Genomic DNA, 21,649 nt, shown 5'->3' on the forward strand with positions numbered 1-21,649 from the left:
CACATGAAGAAATGGATTAAAATCATTATCACCGTTGTACTTTTGGCAGGTGTAGGGTACTGGCTGTATGAAAAGTACAAGCCAAAACCGGAGGCGCCTATAGAGATTCCGCCCCCGATTACCTTTGATGTGACACAGGAAACGATGACGCAAACGATACAGGTGAAGGGGAAATCCGTATACACCGATCAGACGGATATCTTCGCTCCGTATGCTTCCAACATCAAGCAGTGGCACGTGAAAAGTGGTGAGCAGGTGAGCAAAGGCGATATCCTGTTTACCCTCGATACTTCCACGTTACAAACAGAAGTAGAACAGTTGCAGAGTGATCTGGAGAAAGCCCAGCTCGAAAATAAGATGAATCAGGTTAGCCTGGATCAGGCGAATATGAGCGAGTCACTTGGCGTGACGGAAGAAGAGCGCAAAAAGGCATTTGCAGACCGGGAAGGCAAACGCCTGACGAATGAGTTGAATCAAAAAGCACTGGTCCTCAAGGAGAAGGAGATACAGAAAAAGCAGGCAGTAATCAGTAAGTCTGTTGTATATGCTTCTGCTTCCGGTATATTTCAGATGAATGAAGAAGACAGCAAGACACGTGCGGTGACGGAAGGACAGCTAATCGGGTCCATTACAAATATCAGCAAACTGAAATTCATGACGATTGTTGGCGAGGAAGAAATGTTCAGGCTCAAGGTGGGAATGCCGGTTAAGGTACGAATGACAGCGCAAAAAGACCTGCAATTCACCGGGAAGGTGAGTAAGGTGTCCAAATTCGCCCGCAAGAGTACTGATACGGATCTCAAGCAAGCTTCACAGTTTGACGTGGTCATTGATCTGAAGCCGGATGACAGAATGTATGGAGGCGTGAGTCTGGAAGGCGATATCGAGACGATGCGTAAGGATAAAGTGACGGTTGTGTCCAGCTTGGCCATCATGCGGGATCAGACCGAACCTTATGTATTGTTAGACAAAGGGAACGGACAGACAGAGCAGCTGACCATCCAGGCTGGGATGGAATCTGGGGACAAGACGGAAGTGGTTAGCGGTTTAAAACCGGGAGATGTCGTCGTTCTGCCTTAGACGAGCGGTCGATTCGACCTTAATCAACACGAGGTTCATTGTGGCATATGGCCAGGATGAGCCTTTGGTGTGGTTAGGGGCAAGGGATGTCCAGATTCCTGCCTGAATTATGGAAAAAAATATAATTAAATTTATATAATTCAATTTACAGCAATATTTACATGTCGTATAATCAGAACATAAGGAGGTGACACCGAACATCATGTTTGTAGATGGTTAGGCGAAGGCCTTTTTTTTTAACTGCTCAAAGAAAGCGCTTACTGAAGTTGGGGTTCAGACATCCCGTAAGTCATTTTTCACACTTCTTCATGTCTAACACACGTTCAACCACACCCACCATATTATACTCATTCACATGATTCGCCCTCACACACCATTTGTTTGCTCAAGACTCCAGTTATACAACCCATTCTTTTGGAGGTGATACAACCAACTCATCCGAACGTTCTCTTCGTGCTAAGCATCATAATGACACAGAGGATCAGACATGAGTACAACCCAATCTAACTAAAGGAAAGGTGGAACTATGAAGACTAAATTGAAAACCAAATCCAGAGGTAAGAAGATCCTGCGCAAAGGTGTAAAACAAATGCTGGCAGCAACGCTGCTCGCGGCGGGGATTTTCCCGGGGATGTCTCCAGGCCTGACTCAGGCGGCTGAGGCACATGTGGACAATCCATTTGTAGGGGCAACGGCTTATCTGAACCAAGATTACTCGGCTCTCGTGGATACGTCCATTGCGCTGACTAACGATGCATCGCTGAAGGCCAAGATGGAGACGGTCAAATCGTATCCAACCGCAGTATGGGTTGACCGGATTGCTGCAATCTATGGCGGCACGGACAACGCTGGTCGCAAAAGTGTAGAGCAACATCTTGATGCCGTTCTCGCCCAAAAGAAGCCTGGTACGCCAATAACGGCTTCGTTCGTTATCTATAACTTGCCTGGACGGGATTGTCATGCACTTGCATCGAATGGTGAACTTCCACTAACACAGGCGGCACTGCAGACATATAAAACGGATTATATTGATGTGCTCGCAGATATCTTCGCAGATCCGAAGTATCAGGATATTCGTATTATTGCCGTCATTGAACCGGACAGCCTGCCTAACCTTGTGACCAACCTGAGTACACCAGCTTGTGGTCAAGCCAGCTCAACAGGTATCTATGAGGCGGGTGTGAAGTATGCATTGGACAAGCTGCACGCCATTCCGAATGTGTACAACTATCTGGATATCGGCCACTCCGGCTGGCTTGGATGGGATAACAACCGTTCTGCAGCAGTCGCGCTGTATACAAGTGTTGTGCAAGGGACAGCCGCGGGTCTGAGCAGTGCAGATGGCTTCATTACGAATACTGCGAACACCACACCACTGGGGGAGCCGAACCTGTCTAATCCGGATCTCAATATCGGTGGACAACCGATTAAATCTGCCAAGTTTTATGAGTGGAATCCTTATTTTGACGAAACCGATTTCACCGCTGCGCTGTATGCCGATTTCGTACAAGCTGGCTGGCCAAGCAGCACAGGTTTCCTGATTGATACTAGCCGGAATGGGTGGGGCGGGGTAGACCGTCCAGCATCTGCTACGGGCAGCAACATCAACGATTATGTGAATTCTGGACGTGTAGATCGCCGGGAGCATCGGGGGAACTGGTGTAATGCCAGTGGCGCAGGTATTGGTGAAGCACCTAAGGCTGCACCAGGACCAGCGCATCTGGATGCTTATGTATGGGTGAAACCTCCGGGTGAATCCGATGGCTCCAGCTCCGAAATTCCGAATAACGAAGGCAAAGGTTTCGACCGGATGTGTGATCCAACCTTCACAACTCGGGATGGTGTATTAACAGGTGCGTTGCCTAATGCTCCGGTATCGGGTCACTGGTTCCATGATCAATTCGTGGCACTGGTGAAAAACGCATTCCCTGTACTGCCTGCCAGTAACGGTGGAGGCAATCCTCCCGGGGGAACAACAGCTCCGGCAGCACCAGCAGCATTGACGGCTTCTGCCGGTAACGCTCAAGTCTCCTTGACGTGGACTGCTTCTACAGGGGCTACAAGTTATAGTGTGAAGCGGGCACTGAGTGCATCAGGTCCATTCACAACAATTGCAGCTAACGTGAGTGGAACATCTTACAGCAACACCGGGCTGATCAATGGTACAACCTATTATTATGTGGTAACGGCAACAAATGCAGTAGGTGAAAGTGTTAACTCTGCAACAGCAACAGCTACACCTGTTGCAGGTGTAACGGCGCCAGCTGCACCGACTGCTCTCACAGCAACTGCAGGCAATGCGCAGGTGAGCCTGACGTGGACCGCTTCTACAGGTGCAACAAGTTATGATGTGAAACGCGCACTGAGTGCAACAGGTCCGTTCACCACAATCGCGGCGAATGTGAGCGGTACGTCATACACCAACACTTCCCTGACGAACGGCACGACGTATCATTATGTGGTAAGTGCAGTGAATACAGCAGGGCAAAGTGCCAATTCCGCTGTAGCTTCTGCGACACCTCAAAGTGTCGTTGTACCAACGAGTGATCTTGTCGTGCAATATCGTGCTGGAGATACCAATGCTCAAGATAGCCAGATCAAACCGTATTTCAACATCAAAAATCTGGGTAGTACTGCTGTGAATCTGAGTGATCTGAAGATCCGGTACTACTTCTCCAAAGAAGGCTCGGCTGCGATGGATTCTGCCATCGATTATGCTCAAGTTGGCGGAGCCAATATCCAGCGTACCTTCACAGACTCGTATGTGGAGTTGAGCTTCACATCTGGCGCTGGCAGCATTCAGGCTGGTGGACAGACTGGAGACATCCAGCTTCGCATGTACAAAACAGACTGGTCAAACTTTGACGAGACGAATGACTACTCTTTCGATCCAACGAAAACATCCTACCAGGATTGGAACAAGGTAACGCTCTACCAAGGTGGAAACCTGGTATGGGGCATTGAGCCTTAAACTTTATTTGTAACTGTCTTAACCGCGATCCTCAGTGTGTTGGAGGATCGCGGTTTTTTGCTATGCATTACAAGAGTCATTCTAGATTGAAGTTCTCACATGAAAATGTATTTAGAATCGCTTGAAGATCCGTAATTAGGATGTGAGAGCGGATATATTAAGCTGGGATGTCCTCTGGTTATGAAAATGATCAGGGGGAGGGGGTAGCCCTATTTCTTTTCTAACGAACAGAGAGCACGCTATTTAGTTGAATTGATACAGTTGAAAATTCTAACGAATCGTAGACACGCTATTCAGTTAATTTGGATGGATTCTGCCCCGTTTAGACCCGATATGGTCCAAATAAGGTTGCTGAGATTCGTTAGGATTCGTTGTTGGAGTTTAACGCCCCAATAGGGTGTGTGAGATTCTTTAGAAAAAACTTGGCGGTGAGCTTAAATCACCCTTCCGACTGAAGCGTCATCGGGTTGATTTTCTCAAATGACTCTAAAAACACTGATTATTGATCGTTTTGGACGGATATTTGCCTAGGGTCTGGTAGGCAGGATGTCTATAATAGAACCCGATGGGCGGGATCACCCCGCTCGGATTGGAAAGAGAATGGAAGGGGGACCGCACTCTGGTAGTCGGGCAAGCTGATTTCTCTTTTTTAATTTTGTAAGCGTAATCATAATGTGTGGAATCTTCCCTCGAAGAAGATCTGTACGAATTATCGAACGTCTAATCATCATCGATGTGTATATGCGTCACCTATTCTGTCTCAAGGAGCGTGAAGGTGGATGAACTCAGGAACAACAGTGCCGGTACATAAGGGATCGGTGTCAGGTCGGCAATCAGGTCGCAGGAAGGCAAGTATGCCACTTGCAGCCAAGGTGCTCTCTTCGGCACTCAGCGTAGCTTTGCTCATTGGAGGAACAGCTGGCGTTACGGGAGCGGAAGCTTCCAACGGTAATGGGGCGACGGAGGCTGGCCTGCAATCAAATAAGGGGGGCAGTCACGTGAAAGAGATTCAACTGGAATATCTGGATCGCGGTCTGGTGGCTGCATCGACATCTGAAGGTGTTTTTCTCAGTTGGAGATTGCTTGGTGACGAGGCCACAGGGTATAGCGACAAAGGGCTGACAGGTACGGACTTTAACGTCTATCGTGATGGCAAAAAGATCGCTACGGTCACCGACAGCACCAACTATTTAGATTCCGCGGGTAAATCGTCTTCCCGTTATGAAGTGGCAGCGGTGAACAAGAAGGGCAAGGAGAGTAAACGCAGTGCATCCGTCAAACCTTGGGCGAACGGCTATGTGGACATTCCACTGCAGAAACCTGCCGATGGCGTGACGCCTGCGGGAGAAGCTTATACGTATTCCGCCAATGACATGAGCGTTGGGGATGTGGACGGGGATGGCCAATATGAGTTTTTCGTCAAATGGGACCCTTCCAACGCCAAGGACGTATCGCAAAAAGGATACACCGGTAAAACCTACATCGATGCTTACACCTTGGACGGTCAGTTGTTGTACCGAATCGATCTTGGGGTCAACATCCGTGCAGGTGCTCATTATACACAGATGCTCGTTTATGATTTTGACGGGGATGGCAAAGCCGAGATGATGTTTAAGACTGCTCCGGGCACGAAGATTATGCAATATAACAAAAAAGGAAAAGTAACATCCGAGAAATACATCACGCTTCCCAAGCAGGATCGCAAGGCAGGGTACTCGAACGAAGATGATTATCGTTTAAGTGCGGATGGGTACTACGATCACGTGGTGGATATGTTCAGAAATTGGCATAAACATGATGAGGTTGTGAAGGGGAACTGGCCTGCAACATTAGAAGAAGCTTTTGGAATCGAGAAAAAATATAATTACCCATTATCTCAGCAGGATGCCGAGAGCCTGGCCGACTACTTCATTGATGTATACGCGGTAGAACGCAGTAACCGAAATGAGCTGCGCAAGTTTGAAGGTTTTATCGTGGATGGACCGGAGTATGTTACGGTATTTGAAGGAAAATCAGGCAAAGAGCTGGAGACCATTCCATATGAACCCGAGCGTCATGATGATGGTCTGATGTGGGGCGATTATGCCATGGCACGGATTGAACCGGGGAATCGAGTGGACCGTTTCCTGGCAGGCGTGGCGTATTTGGATGGCAAGAAACCATCTGCTATATTTGCACGCGGATACTATACACGTTCGACGATGGTTGCCTACAATTGGGACGGCAAGAAGCTGAAAAAGGAATGGAAAGTGGACAGCGGCTGGACACCAATGAAGAACCCGTTCAATGACGGACCGCACGGCGTGGATGGTACAGATCCGCAGTATGGTTCCATTACGACTCAAGGTGCACACTATTTCAGTGTGGCGGATGTGGATGGAGACGGCAAACAGGAGATTATCTATGGCTCCGCCACGATTGATCATGACGGCAGCGTGCTGTACAGCTCCACAGACCTGATGCCTGCCGAGAGTGCTGCACCGGGAACCATTGCCCGTCTGGGTCATGGGGACGCACTTCATGTGGCAGATATCGACCCGGATCGTCCGGGACTGGAGATTTTCATGGTACACGAGGGTGGTCCTTGGGCGCCATACGGGTATTCCCTGCGTGATGCGAAGACCGGAGAAGTGATCTATGGCGGATACACGGGGAAAGATACCGGACGCGGCATGGTGGGGGATGTTGATCCGACTCGTCGTGGGCTGGAGACATGGGCTGTAGGCTTGTGGACAGCTACGGGTGAAAAAATCAGTGATCAGGCGCCAGGCACAAATATGAATATCCGCTGGGCTGGTGATATGACGACACAGATCGTTGATGGTGCGATTGATGTTACACCAACCATCAAAGACTGGAATCGTGGCACGTTGCTGACGGCAACAGGCACATTGACCAACAATCACACCAAAGGTACACCTTCTCTTGTAGCTGATATCTTCGGGGATTGGCGGGAAGAGATGCTGGTGAGAACCACGGACAGTTCAGCGATCCGCATCTATCTCAGTACCGAGAAAACGGACCGGAAGTTGTATACGCTGATGCATGATGCGATGTATCGTGTGGGCATTGCCGGACAGAACAGTGGATACAACCAGCCTTCCTATCCGTCCTTTTACATGGCATCGGATATAGACTGGTCCAAAGTAACGCTGCCTAAGTTCTACACGCCAGGTAAGGGCGGGAAGTAAACAGACCGGATGAGCAATAGCTGGCAACATAACATGTGTTCAAGATCGGGCTGTAACGTAACGCAGCGTCGTTAGTTTTAGGCGTTGGCATCGAAGCTTGGAAGCTCTGGAATCCCCATGTGTCTCGTCACATGGAGGTTTCAGAGCTTTTTTACATAAGGATCTGCGGGCAGAGCTTGGCGTGTTCCCAGCCATCCGTGTTACATCATTCTTTTTCATATGTTAAGTCTAAATAAGTTGAACTAATCATTTACACGATAACGGAGAGGACAGAAAAAACCTGAAAAAGCGAAGCGTTTGCCTAAAAGCTTTCTGAAAGAAAGCTGCATCGGAAGCATAAGCTATCCCCGGATTTTCCCTTTAGTAAAAGAATCAATAAATCTGGGGATAACAGCGATTGGAAGGTTGTTCTGTCATCGTAGTGTCAGTGTAAATAATCTTTATTTCAACTTATATAGATGCACGGTAGAAGCGAACGCTTTAATAGTGTAATTTCCTTGATCATGGATCAATGTGGTGATGGAGCACTCCGGGATAAGTTGGTTCTGCATAGTTATAAAATCGGAATGCCAGACGTTAAGCTCGCGCTCGGTAAAGGTCTGCACCAGAAAATCAGTAATGAGTCCACCATGTGCAACCACAATAATGTTACTGTTCTCTGGCTCTTTATTAACCAATTCGGTTAGGAGGGAGGCCAGACGTTCACCAGCCTGTTTGGCCGAGTCTCCCACGGGTGGAATGTAATCTGGGTCAGACGTACATCGATCCCACATCGCAATGAATTCTTCGAATGACTGATCCGGGCAATCGCCCCAATTGGCACGTTCGCGCAGGCGAGGATCTTCTGTTATATGGGAACGGGTGTGGCGGACAATCATACTTGCGGTTTCTTGGGCTCGTCGAAGTGGACTGGTAAGGATTTTAGTAACGGGAGAGGTGGCTTTGGCAAAATGAAGTGCTGTGGCTTCGGCTTGTAAAACCCCTTCGGAAGTGAGGGGGACATCCCCGATTCGTCGTTCTTTGAGACCGTGTCTCACCAGATGAAAGGTGGTACTCATGAGTGGAAACCTCCTTAAGTATAGACAGTTTACATAAAGGATTAGATAATATGCTAATTATATATTTATCTAATTAAATAATGCAATGAGGCTTTTAACGAAGACAGTTTATATTCAACCTACAGAATTGCTACAATGGAGAAAAGTGAGAATTGATCGTTGCAGGAATGGGGGTATGGACATGAGCATCACAAAGCGCTGGACAGGAAGCCTGTATCAGGAGGCATTGCGAACAGAGGATTGCGGGCCGCGTTTCTACGCGTACTATTACAAGCAATGGGACAAATATCGTATGTCCTATCACCATCATGATTCGACGGAGATCATGTATATTATTTCGGGAATGTGCCGGGTGGATGTGCAGATGCCGGATGGGAGTTCGGAGCAGGCCATTTTGAAAAAAGGGCAGTTCATTATGCTGGACGCAGGTATCCCGCACCGTTTGCTGGTGGAAGATGGTGTCCCTTGCCGGATGCTTAATGTGGAGTTTGGATTCTCAGGCTCACCTCCCGGACAGTTATCTATCCGTCAGCTCGCGTTGGAAGAGGAAGAAGTCCATACTTTACTAACCAATGCTTCGCCATACCTGGTACTGCCTGATCCAGAAGAGGTGTACCACATTATGAAAAGTCTAGTGTTGGAACTCGATCAGCGTGGTCTACTGGAGCAAGGAAGATCAACTGTGCCGATGAAGATCATTCCACCAGAAGAAAGGTCACATCACCGTGAAGCCCGGAATCTCTCGTCCCCGGAACAGGGTATGCTGGTGCGTACACTGTTTATTCAGTTGCTGGTCCGTGTTGCGCGTTTGCGAGGAGAAATGAGCCGAAGTGCATCAGATCAGGCGGAGCTGTATGTCAAACGAACCATTGAATTCATGCATCACAATATGGATCGCAACATTCAGATGAAGGATATCGCGGCAGCCGTCAATCTGCATCCGGGCTATTTACATCGCATTTTTCGTCAGCACACGCAGCGGACACCAACCGACTACCTGACGATGCTTCGAATGGAGAAGGCCAAGATGTTGCTTCAGCAGACGAATATCCCGATTTCGGAAATCTCTGACTATGTTGGTGTAGGCAGTCGTCAGTATTTTCATATGTTATTCAAAAAATATACAGGTCGTACGCCGGTTGAATTTCGCTCCTCTATGGAAAGACATGTCAGTCAGTACCCACCGGATGAATAGGCCAATAGCTGTTTATTTCGAATGCAAATGGATTATTGGATCTAACGCATAAAAGTTAGTATTTTTGACAACAAGATCTTGAACAGGTCATGATTTTGATAACGCTTCCCTATTTGTCGTTGGTACAATGATTTCATGAAGAGAGTCATTAACCGAAGCGAAAGATTCGGATTAGGGGAGGACATAGGCATGTCGTTTAAAGTGGCGTTTATCGGGGCAGGAAGTATCGGATTTACACGGGGATTACTGCGAGATTTGCTCACGGTACCGGAGTTTAACAACATCGAGATTGCGTTCTGCGATATTAATCAGCACAATCTGGACATGGTGACTGAGCTGTGTCAGCGGGATATCCGTGAGAATGGATTGAATATTCAGATTCAGCCGACAACGGATCGGAAAGAAGCCTTAAAAGATGCGAAGTATGTACTGTGTACGATTCGTGTCGGGGGACTGGAAGCATTTGCAACCGATGTGGATATTCCACTGAAATATGGGGTAGATCAATGTGTCGGCGACACGTTGTGTGCGGGCGGCATTATGTATGGACAACGCGGAATCGCCGAGATGCTGGACATCTGTAAAGATATTCGTGAACAGAGCGCACCCGACGTGCTGCTCTTGAACTATTCCAATCCGATGGCGATGCTCACATGGGCCTGCAATAAGTATGGCGGTGTACGGACGATCGGACTGTGTCATGGCGTACAGCATGGTCATCATCAGATTGCGGAAGCTTTTGGCTTGAAAAAGAGTGAAGTGGATATTGTCTGTGCCGGCATCAACCATCAGACCTGGTATATCCAGGCGTCTCATGAAGGTAAGGACCTTACAGGTGATCTGCTCGAAGCCTTCGAGAAACATCCCGAGTACAGCCGCACCGAGAAAGTGCGGATCGATATGCTGCGCCGCTTCGGATACTACAGCACGGAATCAAATGGTCATCTGAGTGAATATGTGCCGTGGTACCGCAAACGTCCTGAAGAGATTAACGAATGGATCGACCTGGGCAATTGGATTAACGGAGAGACAGGTGGGTATCTGCGGGTATGTACCGAGGGGCGCAATTGGTTTGAAACTGATTTTCCTAACTGGATGAAGGATGAACCGATGCAATTTATTCCGGAAAAACGGGGCGAGGAGCACGGTTCGTACATTATTGAAGGGCTGGAGACGGGACGTGTCTATCGTGGACATTTCAATACCGTTAATAATGGAGTAATCTCGAACTTACCGGATGATGCAATTATTGAGGCACCGGGATATGTGGATCGCAACGGCATCTCTATGCCACATGTAGGCGATCTGCCCCTTGGCCCGGCTGCGGTATGTAATGTGAGTATTGCCGTGCAACGTCTTGCGGTTGAAGCCGCGGTGAACGGAGACGATAAATTACTTCGTCAAGCGTTCATGATGGACCCGCTGGTGGGTGCCGTGTGTAATCCAAAAGAGATCTGGCAGATGGTCGACGAGATGCTCGTTGCACAGGCCCAGTGGCTGCCGCAGTACGGGGATGCGATTGCTGCCGCAGAAGCGAGACTTGCTGCTGGCGACCTTATTCCAACAAAGGAATATGAAGGAGCGGCAAGACTCAAGGTGAAAACGGTGGAAGAAATGAAACAGGATCGCGATGCTGCGAACAAAAATGCGGGGGAATCGGATAAAGGGAAAGATCGCGAGAAAGTGCAGCAATAGGGTTGAGAGTGAGTAGGAGCTTACAAGAGTATAGAAAAGATAGAATCACAGAAAAAGGCCAGATTCTCCAGATGGAGAGTTGGCCTTTTTCTACATAGACCGCATCAATTCGTTTCCTTGATCTGTACTAGTTAGCGATTTCATTCTATCACCTCCCAATATCTTTCAGATGGAGATAAGGGGATAAAGGTTGCTTTGCTTGTTAAGGATATACTACACGATGCATATTACCTTTACAGACATAGTAATATGTCTTATAGTATACGCAGGATTGAAGAAAGTCGGTGAAACTCGCAGATGGATGTGCAAGTGATTAACAGTGATCTGATTCGTGGCAATATTGACCCGATCATTCTGAGTGTACTAATACCCGCGGATAACTATGGCTACAGCATTATTAAGGAGATCTATTCCAAGAGCGGAGAGCAGTTTGAATTGAAGGAACCTACGCTTTATTCCAGTTTGAAGAGGCTGGAGAAGAGTGGATATGTGGCGTCCTACTGGGGGGAAGAGACACAGGGAGGACGACGCAAATATTACCGAATTACAGGGCAAGGCCTCGAAGCCTATAGAGAGCAGGTTCAAGCTTGGCAGGCAGCCAAGGCACTGATTGATTGTATGATTGTCACTGGAGAAAAAGGAGATGAAGACCGATGAGATTGGAAACTCGCATCACCCGTCATGTGAATCGTTTGTTCGCTCACGCACAAGATACATTAGACAATCGAGAATTAAAAGAAGAGATTCACAGCAATCTCGCTGCACGGATTGACGATTATATCTCGCAGGGGATGAGTGAAGAGAAGGCGTTCCAGACCGCCATTCAGCATATCGCTGGTATGGATGAAGTGATGAGTGACCATCGAAGGGTACAACGTGTTCCTTACTGGACAGCGTTGTTGCAGTCTGCTCTGATTTATAGCCTCATAGCCTGGATCATTACCATTCCAATGAGAGTGCTGATGCAAGGCTCCGCCATAAACAATCTGCTTATGATCGTGAGTCTCATTGTTGGTGGCATGTATGTATTGTATCTGTTGATCAACAAGTCGAACGATTCTGCAACTTCCGTGAAAACAACGGTTATTCGAATCCCTGTCTTAGTGCAGTGGAAACGCAGAATATGGTGGTTGTGGGCGGCATTAATACTCGTACTATGGGGAACGCAGGCAGCGTTGCGATTCGGAAGCAACATCTGGTTTAATCGACCCATTCAGGTGGATGGACCCTATCAGTTTGCTGTGATCGTCATTGCCTTTGCCATCCCATTACTGAGTGTTATTATTCCTTTGGTTGTGCATCGGGCGTATCGGATCGTTAGTAAGTATGAAGTGAGTGATGTGTTATGAGAATTAGAAACATATGGATTATAACACTTGTTGTGTTGGGCATCATTGGCTTAGTGATTGTTGAAGGCTTCGTTAATCCGAAGATCGAGGCGAAACAGGCTCAGTACGAGGAAGAGCAGCAGAATCCGCTGACACATGATTTTGCCGCTTTAGCCAAATATCGCAGTCCCTACATGGGTGATCATTCAAACCTTAGTCATCTGAATCAGGCTTTACCTTTACGTGAAAGATTGAATGGTTACCAACTGTACCCGGAGACGTTCACTGTCCAAGTGAATTATAGCTTGGATACGCGTGAGATGGATGCAGAGGAACTTGAGCGGATACTCGTATATAATGCGGTTGCGAACTTTGTTATGATCGATAATCTGGAGCAGATCGTCTACCAGTTTGAGAATACCAGTCATACCTTACGTCGTGAATCTGCCCAACAATGGACAGGTACGGAATTAAAGGAGCTTCAGAACCCGGAGCTATGGAATTCGAATGTACGCGAGAAGCTGGTGGAACCGGCACAAGTGAAAGAGGCTGTTTCACAGATTGTTGACAATTAAGCTGCATGAAATAGAAGGAAATAGGCAAGAGACTCGACTCTTCTCCCATGCTATGTTATTATAAATCTCTGATAACGTGGTAACGAACTAAAGCGTTTGGGTTTTGGTTATAGACATGGAGGGGTTCGAGAGATGAGAAAAAAAGCGATTCTACTATTATTCATTAGTATATGTGTATTGATTGTGGCTGGTTGTTCCAGTTCCGCAAGCAAAGACGATAACACGATTGTTGTAGGAATTGATGACAAGTTTGCTCCAATGGGTTTCCGGGACGAGCAGAATGAAATTGTTGGTTTTGATATTGATTACGCAAGAGCTGCAGCGGAGAAAATGGGTAAAGAAATCACATTCCAGCCAATCGACTGGTCTTCCAAAGAATCAGAGCTGAACAGTGGCCGGATCGACATGATCTGGAACGGGTACACCATTACAGATGAGCGCAAAGAGAAAGTGCTCTTCACGAAGCCGTATCTGGAAAACAGTCAAGTAGCTATTACCTTGGCAGACTCACCAATTACGAAGCTGGATGAACTCGATGGCAAAAATGTGGGATTGCAGGCGCTGTCCTCCGCGGCAGATGCATTGGCAGCAAGTCCTTTGAAGGATAAAGTGAAAGCTTCTGAATTTAAGGATAACGTGCTTGCACTGACGGATCTGAAGACAAAACGTCTGGATGCGGTCATCATTGATGAAGTGGTAGCGAGATACTACATGTCCAAAGAAGAGGGAACATTCAAACTGATGGATGAATCTCTTGCACCGGAACAATATGGCATTGGTATCAAAAAAGGCAATGAAGAGCTTCTGAATCAGCTGCAAAAAGCGTTGGATGAGCTGAATGTAGACGGAACAGCTGCTAAAATCTCCACCCAATGGTTGGGTGAAGATAAGGTTTTGAAATAGGCAGGTTACACACCTGATATATAGTTAGAAACAAAACGGACCCCGTATTCCATGCTGGAGCGATTTATGCCCCAGAGGAATGCGGGGTTAACAGATTAGAGGAGACAAAACAATGAGTTGGGATTATTTATCGACCATTTTAAAACCTATGCTAGAGGGTGCACAGACTACCATTTTCATGTTCTTGCTAGCGATCGTGTTATCTGTACCGCTTGGATTTGCGGTCACGCTTGCGATGAGAAGCCAGATTAAACTGCTGGCGTGGATTGCCCATACGTATGTATATGTGATGCGAGGCACACCGCTACTGCTCCAAATTCTATTCTTCTGCTTCGGTTTACCGTTGCTTCCGGTGATTGGAGAGTATCTGGTGTTTGATCGTTTTGTTGCAGCGGGGATTGCGTTCATCCTAAACTATGCGGCGTACTTCGCTGAAATCTTCAGGGGCGGACTGCTTTCCATTGATAAAGGTCAACATGAGGCAGCGAAGGTACTTGGATTGACAAAGTGGCAGACGATGACCAAAGTCATTATTCCTCAGATGATTCGTGTAGTATTGCCCGCAACGGCCAATGAGTCCATTACGCTCATCAAGGATACGGCACTGCTCTATGCCGTGGCTGTACCTGAGCTGTTGTATTACGCCCAAGCGGCGGTAAATCGCGACTTACAGCTGACACCTTTCTTCGTGGCGGCGGTTATGTATCTGCTCATGACACTCGTACTCACCGTGCTGTTCAAGGCACTGGAGAAGCGGTTTTCATTTGAATAAATTAAATCTGATCAATCAAAGGACTGTCTGCATATGACACATATAATAGAAGTAAATCAGTTGAGAAAATCATTCGGCACACTTGATGTGCTGAAACAGGTATCCTTCAACGTGGAACCAGGCGAAGTAATTGCCGTGATCGGGCCTTCTGGTTCGGGGAAAAGTACGATGCTGCGCAGCCTGATTCATCTGGAGGATATTTCGGGTGGAACGATTCGCATTCAGGATCAAACGTTGGTTGATAATGGTCGTTACGCGGGTGCCGCAGATATTCGCAAGATGACGGATCGTATGGGTATGGTATTCCAGCATTTCAACTTGTTCCCGCATCTGACTGTACAAGATAATCTGGAACTTGCACCGAAAACTTTGAAAAAAGAAAGCTCGAGCGTCATTCGGTACCGCAGTCTGGAATTACTCGGCAAAGTAGGGCTGTCGGACAAGGCCGATGTCTATCCAGCCAATCTGTCCGGTGGACAGAAACAGCGTGTAGCTATTGCCCGCGCACTCATGATGCAACCGGATATCCTCCTGTTCGATGAGCCTACGTCGGCACTCGATCCGGAGCTGACCGGGGAAGTGCTACGCGTAATCAAACAGCTGGCACAGGAAAATATGACGATGATGATTGTCACGCATGAGATGGGCTTCGCCCGTGACGTTGCGGATCGTGTATTCTTCATGGATAACGGGGAGATCGCAGAGGCGGGGCCGCCAGAACAGATCTTCGGCAATCCGAGGCTCGCACGTACCCGGACGTTTTTGCAGCGGGTGGAAGTGGAAGGATAAAAGGCATTCCAAATCTAAGAAATGTCGAAAGAACGCAATCCGTTGATTAATAAGGGATTGCGTTCTTTTTTTTGAAATAATGGCTTATGTCCACAGATATATGTTCCAAGCAATTAATACTAGTGTCAACACGATATAAGTTACTATATTCCAACGTGTTCGAATTCGATAAGTGGTGTAACTCATGATTCCAAACAAAACAATACTAAAACATAAAACAGCTATATTATTTTGATAAAAAGCAATAAGTACAAGCATCAAAATCATAATTATATTCATGACTTTATCGATTTTCATCGTAGTGATCCCCCAAAGATATTCAGAAAAGTATTACGACTATAATAATATCTATATGTTAGAGGTATTCTTGATTTGTATCATCACACGGATAAACGGTTCTTAAATTCATATCCTTGAAGTACAATCTACAAGCTTATGGATTTATATATGCGTGTCCGGGGATGATGGGAATAAAATAAGTCTAATGGTAATTCATAATTAACACAATATGGATATTATTATTCCTAATAATCGATTATAATGAATATACTTAATAAACAGGGAGGATTTACCTTGGAACATCGTGAAAATGATGTGGATCGTTATTATAACGACACACTTCCACCACCACCTTATGTAATACCAAAAACCAATAGCAAATCGATTGCAGCTCTTGTCTTGGGGATATTGTCCATCGTGATTCCATACGTGGGATTACTGATTGGTATTGTTGCTATCATCATTGCCTCTATATCCCTCAAAGAAATTAAGAACCGTATGGAACAGGGCAGAGGATTAGCGATTGCTGGCCTTGTCTGTGGAATCATAGGTACAGCCATTTATGTATTACTTATTTTGCTTGTACTATTGTTTAATTTCGCTATCTCAAGTTCTGAAATTTACTCTACATACTAGAAATATGAAGTTAGCAAACTTAGATTGTATCTCAAACTAAAAAAGCAAAGGCATACCTTAGCCGATACCCCTTGTTGTCCAGAAGAGGGTGGGCTTAGGTACATGCCTTTGCTTTTTATTTTAGAATTTACAGGTGAAGTGCGACTTCACTGCTGACGTTTGCGTTCTCCGTGGTGTGATGCATCAGGAAATACGTTAAGGTTCCTCCAAGACCCATCACGGCGAAGATGCACAGAATCCCGATCTGATCCCAGGTTACACCGAACTGTCCACTCGAGATAACTGCTTTATACCCCGTAACCGAATAGGTCATAGGCAGCCATGGATTGAATACTTTCAGCCAATTTGGAATCAGTTCGAGCGGGAAGGTGCCTGCGCTGGTGGTAAGCTGGAAGATCAGCATCAGAATCGCGAGGAAACGACCCGGATTCTCCAGCCAAGTCACCAGTGCCTGAATGATGTACATGAAGCTTAGACTGGTAACAAAGCTGAACAAGAGGAACAATGGAACGCTCTGAACATCCAGACCCAATACGGACAAGACCAGCCATGAAGCAAGCAGGGACTGTACAGCACTCATGAGCGTGAAGGACAGCGTTTTACTCACAAAACGATTCCAGCCACTTGCTTCGCTAACTGTGCTGCCACGTGTGGGTACAACCAGTGTGGCAATCAAGGCCCCGACAAATAGCCCAAGTGACAGGAAGTATGGCGAGAATCCTGTACCATAGTTGGGTACCTCATTATATTTATGCTCATCGACCTGAACAGGCTCTGCATACATGGTTACGAGTTCATCGGTCTTTTTTACACTACCCGTCTGCTCAGCCGCTTCATTCAACTTGGTGGCAAGTTCGCCAGAGCCGTCTGTTAGCTTAAGGGTACCTTCTTTTAACTGACCAGCACCTTCATCCAGCTTATGTGAGCCATCTGCAAGGGTTGAGATTCCGTCTGTAAGCTGGCTTACACCCGCAACCAACTTGCCTGCACCAGCATTCAATTGACCTGAACCATCCGCAAGTTTAGTTCCTCCAGCGGTTGCTTCGGATAATTTAGAATTGAACTGTTGTAGACCAGTCGCAAGCTTTTCTTGTCCGGCAGATAATTGCGTGGCTCCTTGTACCAGTTGTTGTTCACCCTGTACCAACTGGCTGCTGCCTTGATGCAGTTGTTGCTGTGCAGCATGCAGGTTTTGACTGCCAGCGACCAATTGCTGCCCGCCCTGATACACTTGTTCGCTGCCAGTGGCAACGGCCTGACTTGCTGCCAGCAATTGCTGAACAGCAGGGCTCGCGGCAAGCTCGGGACTCGCTTCGGCTAATTGGGCAAGACCTTGCGCAACGGCCTTAGCACCTTCACTCACTTTGCTACTGCCTTCGACTGAGGTTTGCAATCCGGCTGCCAGTTTCGCACTTCCTTGCTCGGAAGCCGCGAGTCCTGCATCCAACTTGGCCGCGCCTTCCTGAGCGGATTGAATACCTGCCTGTAACTGTTTGCCACCTGCTTCAGCCTGCAATGCACCGTTACCCAGCTTCGTGCCTGCTGCCGCCAATTGGGATAATCCATCGGACAGAGAGTTGGCTCCTGCATGAAGCGTGCCGATTCCTTGTGCCAAGGTAGCTGTACCCTCTTTTAACGGTGCCACACCTGTTTCCAGTTTGTCGGTTCCATCCGCCAGTTTGGACAGGTTCTTTTTCAATGTGGCAGCACCATTATCCAGCTTGGCTGCGCCCTCGTTGATCTTGCCAGCACCATCTCCGGCATCTGATAAACCGCTAGAGATCTTCTCCACCTGATCCAATAGCGTTTCGGTATACGATTCTGTGACTTTGGCAGCGACTTTGGAGCGAATTTGTTTGACCGCCGTGCCGCCAATCTGACCCGCGAGAAAGTTGTATCCTTCATTGGGTTCGTAGATCAGGTCGGCCGGCTCGGGGTGCTCATCCATCAGGGTTGTTGCTTTGGTGGAAAAGTCCTCCGGAATCACAATCGTCATGTAATACTTGTCGTCTTCCATACCTTGCTCCGCTTGTTCCCGTGTCACGAATTGCCAATCGAAATCGTTGCTTTTTTTCAATTCATCGACCAGATTCTGACCGACTTCCAGCGATTTGTCATTGTAGGTTGCGCCCTGATCCGTGTTGACCACTGCCACAGGTAACTCATTCATTTTGCCATAGGGGTCCCAGAATGCATTCAGGAACAGGCCGCTATACAGCACCGGAATGAACAGTACAACGAGAATCGGAATAAATACTTTTGGTTTCTTAAAGGCGGACTTCAGATCCTGCCCAAATACGTGGAATGATTTCATCATGTTCTCTCCCTATCCATACGCTAATCCGTTTGTTCTATCTCTATTATGTGTTGAAACTAGGGGCATACCTTTCTCTAGATGGGGGATAAGCCACTCTTGAGAAAGAGGGCCACAAAATCCTTGATCTGATCCTTATGCAGCGTAGGATGCGTTTTGTTCCAATCCGAGGTTAAGGTGACATACAGCTTCAACAGGACAAAAGAAACCAGCTTGGGATCATCCCTCCGAATCTGCTCTAACTCCATGGCACGGCTGACCTGACGCTCCAGATATTCGAGAATGGCTGTCTCCACTTTTTGCAAACCTTCCTTGGCTTGCGGTGTACCGAACTCGTTAACCTCCTGAAAGAGCTTGATTAACAGCTCATGTTCCTCCCGATACTCCAGCAAAGAATCCATACTCATATGCACGTTATCCAGAAAGGAGTTCTCTTCCTTCACGGTCCGCTCCGTAATCTGTCTCATATCCGCAATGATCGAGCGCAGAATCTCGCTAAACAGTTCTTCTTTATTATCGAAAAAAGTATAGATCGTTCCCTTGCCCACATTGGCAAGTCTCGCAACCTGCTCCATCGTTGTGGCCTTGTAGCCAAACAGGGCAAAGGATTTTTCGGCAGAATCCATCACCTGTTGCCTTCGATCTATCGTTTTCATCACATATACACCTCCTTGTAGGTTGAAAGGATAATGGGTAAGGTAAACCCTATTTTTTTGACCGATTTACTATTATGGTCAGTTGGTCGTTAACAACTGTAGCACTTGAGCAGGGAAGGTGGATGTGATCTTTGTCATAAACGGATAGGACAGGTGCGAATGTGATGCTCACATGAAAACCCTGGGGGATTCGCACCTCAGAATTTGTCGAAATGGGCAAAATTGTTACCTTAAGGCAACATGTAGGCATAATTTGATTGAATAATGATATGGAAAGTCATAGAATAATAGTGAAAAAACGTGTTTTTGATGGGTCAAATCGTTAAAATACGTACTTTTTCGCTGTCGCACTCCGTATGGAGTGCGTGGATTGAAATCCCCTTACGCCGCGCTGAATAGCTGTGCGATGTAGTCGCACTCCGTATGGAGTGCGTGGATTGAAATCCGGTAGGTCGAACTCTACCATGTCACCCGGTCTTAGTCGCACTCCGTATGGAGTGCGTGGATTGAAATAACCGGGATGTACTTTGCACGACACGGATCGGGCAGTCGCACTCCGTATGGAGTGCGTGGATTGAAATTGGTGGATCTACCCATGACTCTCAATGACCGCGAGTCGCACTCCGTATGGAGTGCGTGGATTGAAATCGCTCCTGGGGTAAAGGCCACAGCATCGGATCGGGTCGCACTCCGTATGGAGTGCGTGGATTGAAATTTCTGGGACATGTTCCTGTGGACCCAGGGTGTGAAGTCGCACTCCGTATGGAGTGCGTGGATTGAAATAATGATGTAAAGAAACTATCTGTGTCACCGCCGAGTCGCACTCCGTATGGAGTGCGTGGATTGAAATTGCCATGCATTATCCCTCCCCACCCATGTTCCCGAGGTCGCACTCCGTATGGAGTGCGTGGATTGAAATCGATTACCTTCGCGGCTCCTGCGCTTGATGTCGGGTCGCACTCCGTATGGAGTGCGTGGATTGAAATCGCGAACATGTCCCGTGCTTGTGTCAACACTTCCGTCGCACTCCGTATGGAGTGCGTGGATTGAAATATGTGGGTGTATCCTCCCTTAGATGGTTTATTGGTGTCGCACTCCGTATGGAGTGCGTGGATTGAAATCTTACCCTGATCAGCACAGGGCAATCACAATTGGAGGTCGCACTCCGTATGGAGTGCGTGGATTGAAATATTAATAGCTTGACCGATACACTTTCGCGGATTAAGTCGCACTCCGTATGGAGTGCGTGGATTGAAATTAGCATGGGCTTTTATGATTATGTTTAAGGGTGGTACACGTTGCACTCCGTATGGAGTGCGTGGATTGAAATCCGTCCCGGCACTCAGCGATGGCAAACACCTCGTCTCGTCGCACTCCGTATGGAGTGCGTGGATTGAAATAGATTGAAGCACGATAAAATCTGGATTTGTTCCATGTCGCACTCCGTATGGAGTGCGTGGATTGAAATTGTTAAGGAAGGGCTTCAGAAGCTGTCTAGCGAGGTCGCACGCGTGGATTGAAATGGTCTCCCAAAATAGGAGGATATACAAGATATGGTCGCATTCTGTATGGAGTGGCGTGGATTGAAATGTACTCATTTCGGGATCACCAGCTTCTGTCCCGGCGTCGCACTCTGTATGGAGTACGCGGATTGAAATCCTAAAAAGATTGATTTGGGTGGCCTGATTGGTAGTCGCACTCCGTATGGCGCGCATGGATTGAGTTACTCTTAATGATTTCAGGAAGTGGTTCGGGGAAGTGTCACACTTTATATGGATTGCGTTGCTGGAATCAAAGTGCGTGAATTGAAATTGGAGGAGACAATGGATGTACCTGAACGTGGTACTTATATTCAGCGCTGTTGGTGTAGAGTTTCATGTATATTTTTTAAAAGAATTAGTGGGTTCAAAAATTCTGGTACACAGTATAGATAGACCATCTATTATTTTCGAGGTGATAGATGTGAGCTTGTCTTTTTAGATTACTGGACGCCCGATTTTGGGGAACATTGAACCTTAATGGAATTAAGAGAGGATCTTTTATTCAAAAGTTATAAGAAATGATATTATATGTGCTAAATCAGGATAATATAAATTACCATTTTTCAAAAAGTAATTATTGGAACTCGTGTAGCATGAACATCAAATTATCTTATTGGAAAGGAGCATCGGTTGTGGTTTTAAATATCGTAGATCAAAGTGAAATGT

15 protein-coding genes and 1 CRISPR repeat array are annotated in these 21,649 nt (G+C 47.1%); of the genes, 12 read left to right on the top strand and 3 right to left on the bottom strand.

Features of this window, described 5'->3' with window-relative positions:
- Window positions 1–3 precede the first annotated feature (3 nt).
- The 3 genes from BS614_RS09065 (at window position 4) to BS614_RS09075 (ending at window position 7,242) form a co-directional block, all read left to right on the top strand.
- A complete protein-coding gene (locus BS614_RS09065) occupies window positions 4–1,080 on the top strand; it encodes an efflux RND transporter periplasmic adaptor subunit (RefSeq protein WP_074093735.1) in 1,077 nt (358 codons plus the stop codon).
- 526 nt (window positions 1,081–1,606) lie between these two features.
- Complete coding sequence (locus tag BS614_RS09070; RefSeq protein WP_157116052.1) at window positions 1,607–4,051, top strand: glycoside hydrolase family 6 protein; 2,445 nt, start codon at window positions 1,607–1,609, stop codon at window positions 4,049–4,051.
- 854 nt (window positions 4,052–4,905) lie between these two features.
- Window positions 4,906–7,242, top strand: coding sequence for a rhamnogalacturonan lyase (locus BS614_RS09075; RefSeq protein WP_074096758.1), 2,337 nt, complete (start codon window positions 4,906–4,908; stop codon window positions 7,240–7,242).
- Window positions 7,243–7,682: 440 nt separating this feature from the next.
- On the opposite strand, the gene BS614_RS09080 is transcribed toward BS614_RS09075, so the two are convergent.
- The gene (locus BS614_RS09080; protein ID WP_074093736.1) at window positions 7,683–8,300 is read right to left on the bottom strand and encodes a histidine phosphatase family protein; all 618 of its coding nucleotides are present in this window, start codon (window positions 8,298–8,300) and stop codon (window positions 7,683–7,685) included.
- Between the two features lie 181 nt (window positions 8,301–8,481).
- Here BS614_RS09080 and BS614_RS09085 point away from each other — a divergent pair, with 181 nt between their 5' ends.
- The 9 genes from BS614_RS09085 to BS614_RS09130 all read left to right on the top strand — a co-directional run bounded on the left by BS614_RS09085 (window position 8,482) and on the right by BS614_RS09130 (window position 16,472).
- A complete protein-coding gene (locus tag BS614_RS09085; protein ID WP_074093737.1) occupies window positions 8,482–9,495 on the top strand; it encodes an AraC family transcriptional regulator in 1,014 nt (337 codons plus the stop codon).
- A gap of 189 nt (window positions 9,496–9,684) precedes the next feature.
- Window positions 9,685–11,190 carry an alpha-glucosidase/alpha-galactosidase gene (gene melA / locus BS614_RS09090; RefSeq protein ID WP_074093738.1) on the top strand — a complete coding sequence of 502 codons (1,506 nt, stop codon included), beginning with the start codon at window positions 9,685–9,687 and terminating at the stop codon, window positions 11,188–11,190.
- 297 nt (window positions 11,191–11,487) lie between these two features.
- Window positions 11,488–11,847, top strand: a complete 360-nt coding sequence (locus tag BS614_RS09095; protein WP_074093739.1) for a PadR family transcriptional regulator — start codon at window positions 11,488–11,490, stop codon at window positions 11,845–11,847.
- Window positions 11,844–12,539, top strand: a complete 696-nt coding sequence (locus tag BS614_RS09100; RefSeq protein WP_074093740.1) for a permease prefix domain 1-containing protein — start codon at window positions 11,844–11,846, stop codon at window positions 12,537–12,539. Before BS614_RS09095 ends, BS614_RS09100 begins: the two co-directional genes overlap by 4 nt.
- Window positions 12,536–13,093 carry a DUF4825 domain-containing protein gene (locus BS614_RS09105; protein WP_074093741.1) on the top strand — a complete coding sequence of 186 codons (558 nt, stop codon included), beginning with the start codon at window positions 12,536–12,538 and terminating at the stop codon, window positions 13,091–13,093. The genes BS614_RS09100 and BS614_RS09105 overlap by 4 nt, the downstream gene beginning before the upstream one ends.
- 132 nt (window positions 13,094–13,225) lie before the next feature.
- The gene (locus BS614_RS09110) at window positions 13,226–13,996 is read left to right on the top strand and encodes an amino acid ABC transporter substrate-binding protein (protein WP_074093742.1); all 771 of its coding nucleotides are present in this window, start codon (window positions 13,226–13,228) and stop codon (window positions 13,994–13,996) included.
- 112 nt (window positions 13,997–14,108) lie between these two features.
- Entirely contained in the window at window positions 14,109–14,768 is a 660-nt protein-coding gene (locus BS614_RS09115) for an amino acid ABC transporter permease (RefSeq protein WP_047841829.1), read from the top strand.
- A gap of 33 nt (window positions 14,769–14,801) precedes the next feature.
- Complete coding sequence (locus tag BS614_RS09120; protein WP_074093743.1) at window positions 14,802–15,557, top strand: amino acid ABC transporter ATP-binding protein; 756 nt, start codon at window positions 14,802–14,804, stop codon at window positions 15,555–15,557.
- Between the two features lie 540 nt (window positions 15,558–16,097).
- On the top strand, window positions 16,098–16,472 hold the full coding sequence (locus BS614_RS09130) for a DUF4190 domain-containing protein (RefSeq protein ID WP_074093745.1): 375 nt from the start codon (window positions 16,098–16,100) through the stop codon (window positions 16,470–16,472).
- Between the two features lie 127 nt (window positions 16,473–16,599).
- Here the strand turns inward: BS614_RS09130 and BS614_RS09135 are convergent, their stop codons facing one another.
- Both BS614_RS09135 and BS614_RS09140 read right to left on the bottom strand, forming a co-directional pair.
- Window positions 16,600–18,786: a YhgE/Pip domain-containing protein gene (locus BS614_RS09135; RefSeq protein WP_074093746.1), complete on the bottom strand. Its 2,187-nt coding sequence runs from the start codon at window positions 18,784–18,786 to the stop codon at window positions 16,600–16,602.
- A gap of 77 nt (window positions 18,787–18,863) precedes the next feature.
- Window positions 18,864–19,442: a TetR/AcrR family transcriptional regulator gene (locus BS614_RS09140; RefSeq protein WP_074093747.1), complete on the bottom strand. Its 579-nt coding sequence runs from the start codon at window positions 19,440–19,442 to the stop codon at window positions 18,864–18,866.
- Window positions 19,443–19,786: 344 nt separating this feature from the next.
- Window positions 19,787–20,911: direct repeats of the CRISPR family, unit length 33 nt; unit sequence GTCGCACTCCGTATGGAGTGCGTGGATTGAAAT.
- The last annotated feature ends 738 nt before the right edge of the window (window positions 20,912–21,649 follow it).

Source organism: Paenibacillus xylanexedens, assembly GCF_001908275.1.
GTDB classification, from domain to species: Bacteria; Bacillota; Bacilli; order Paenibacillales; family Paenibacillaceae; genus Paenibacillus; species Paenibacillus xylanexedens_A.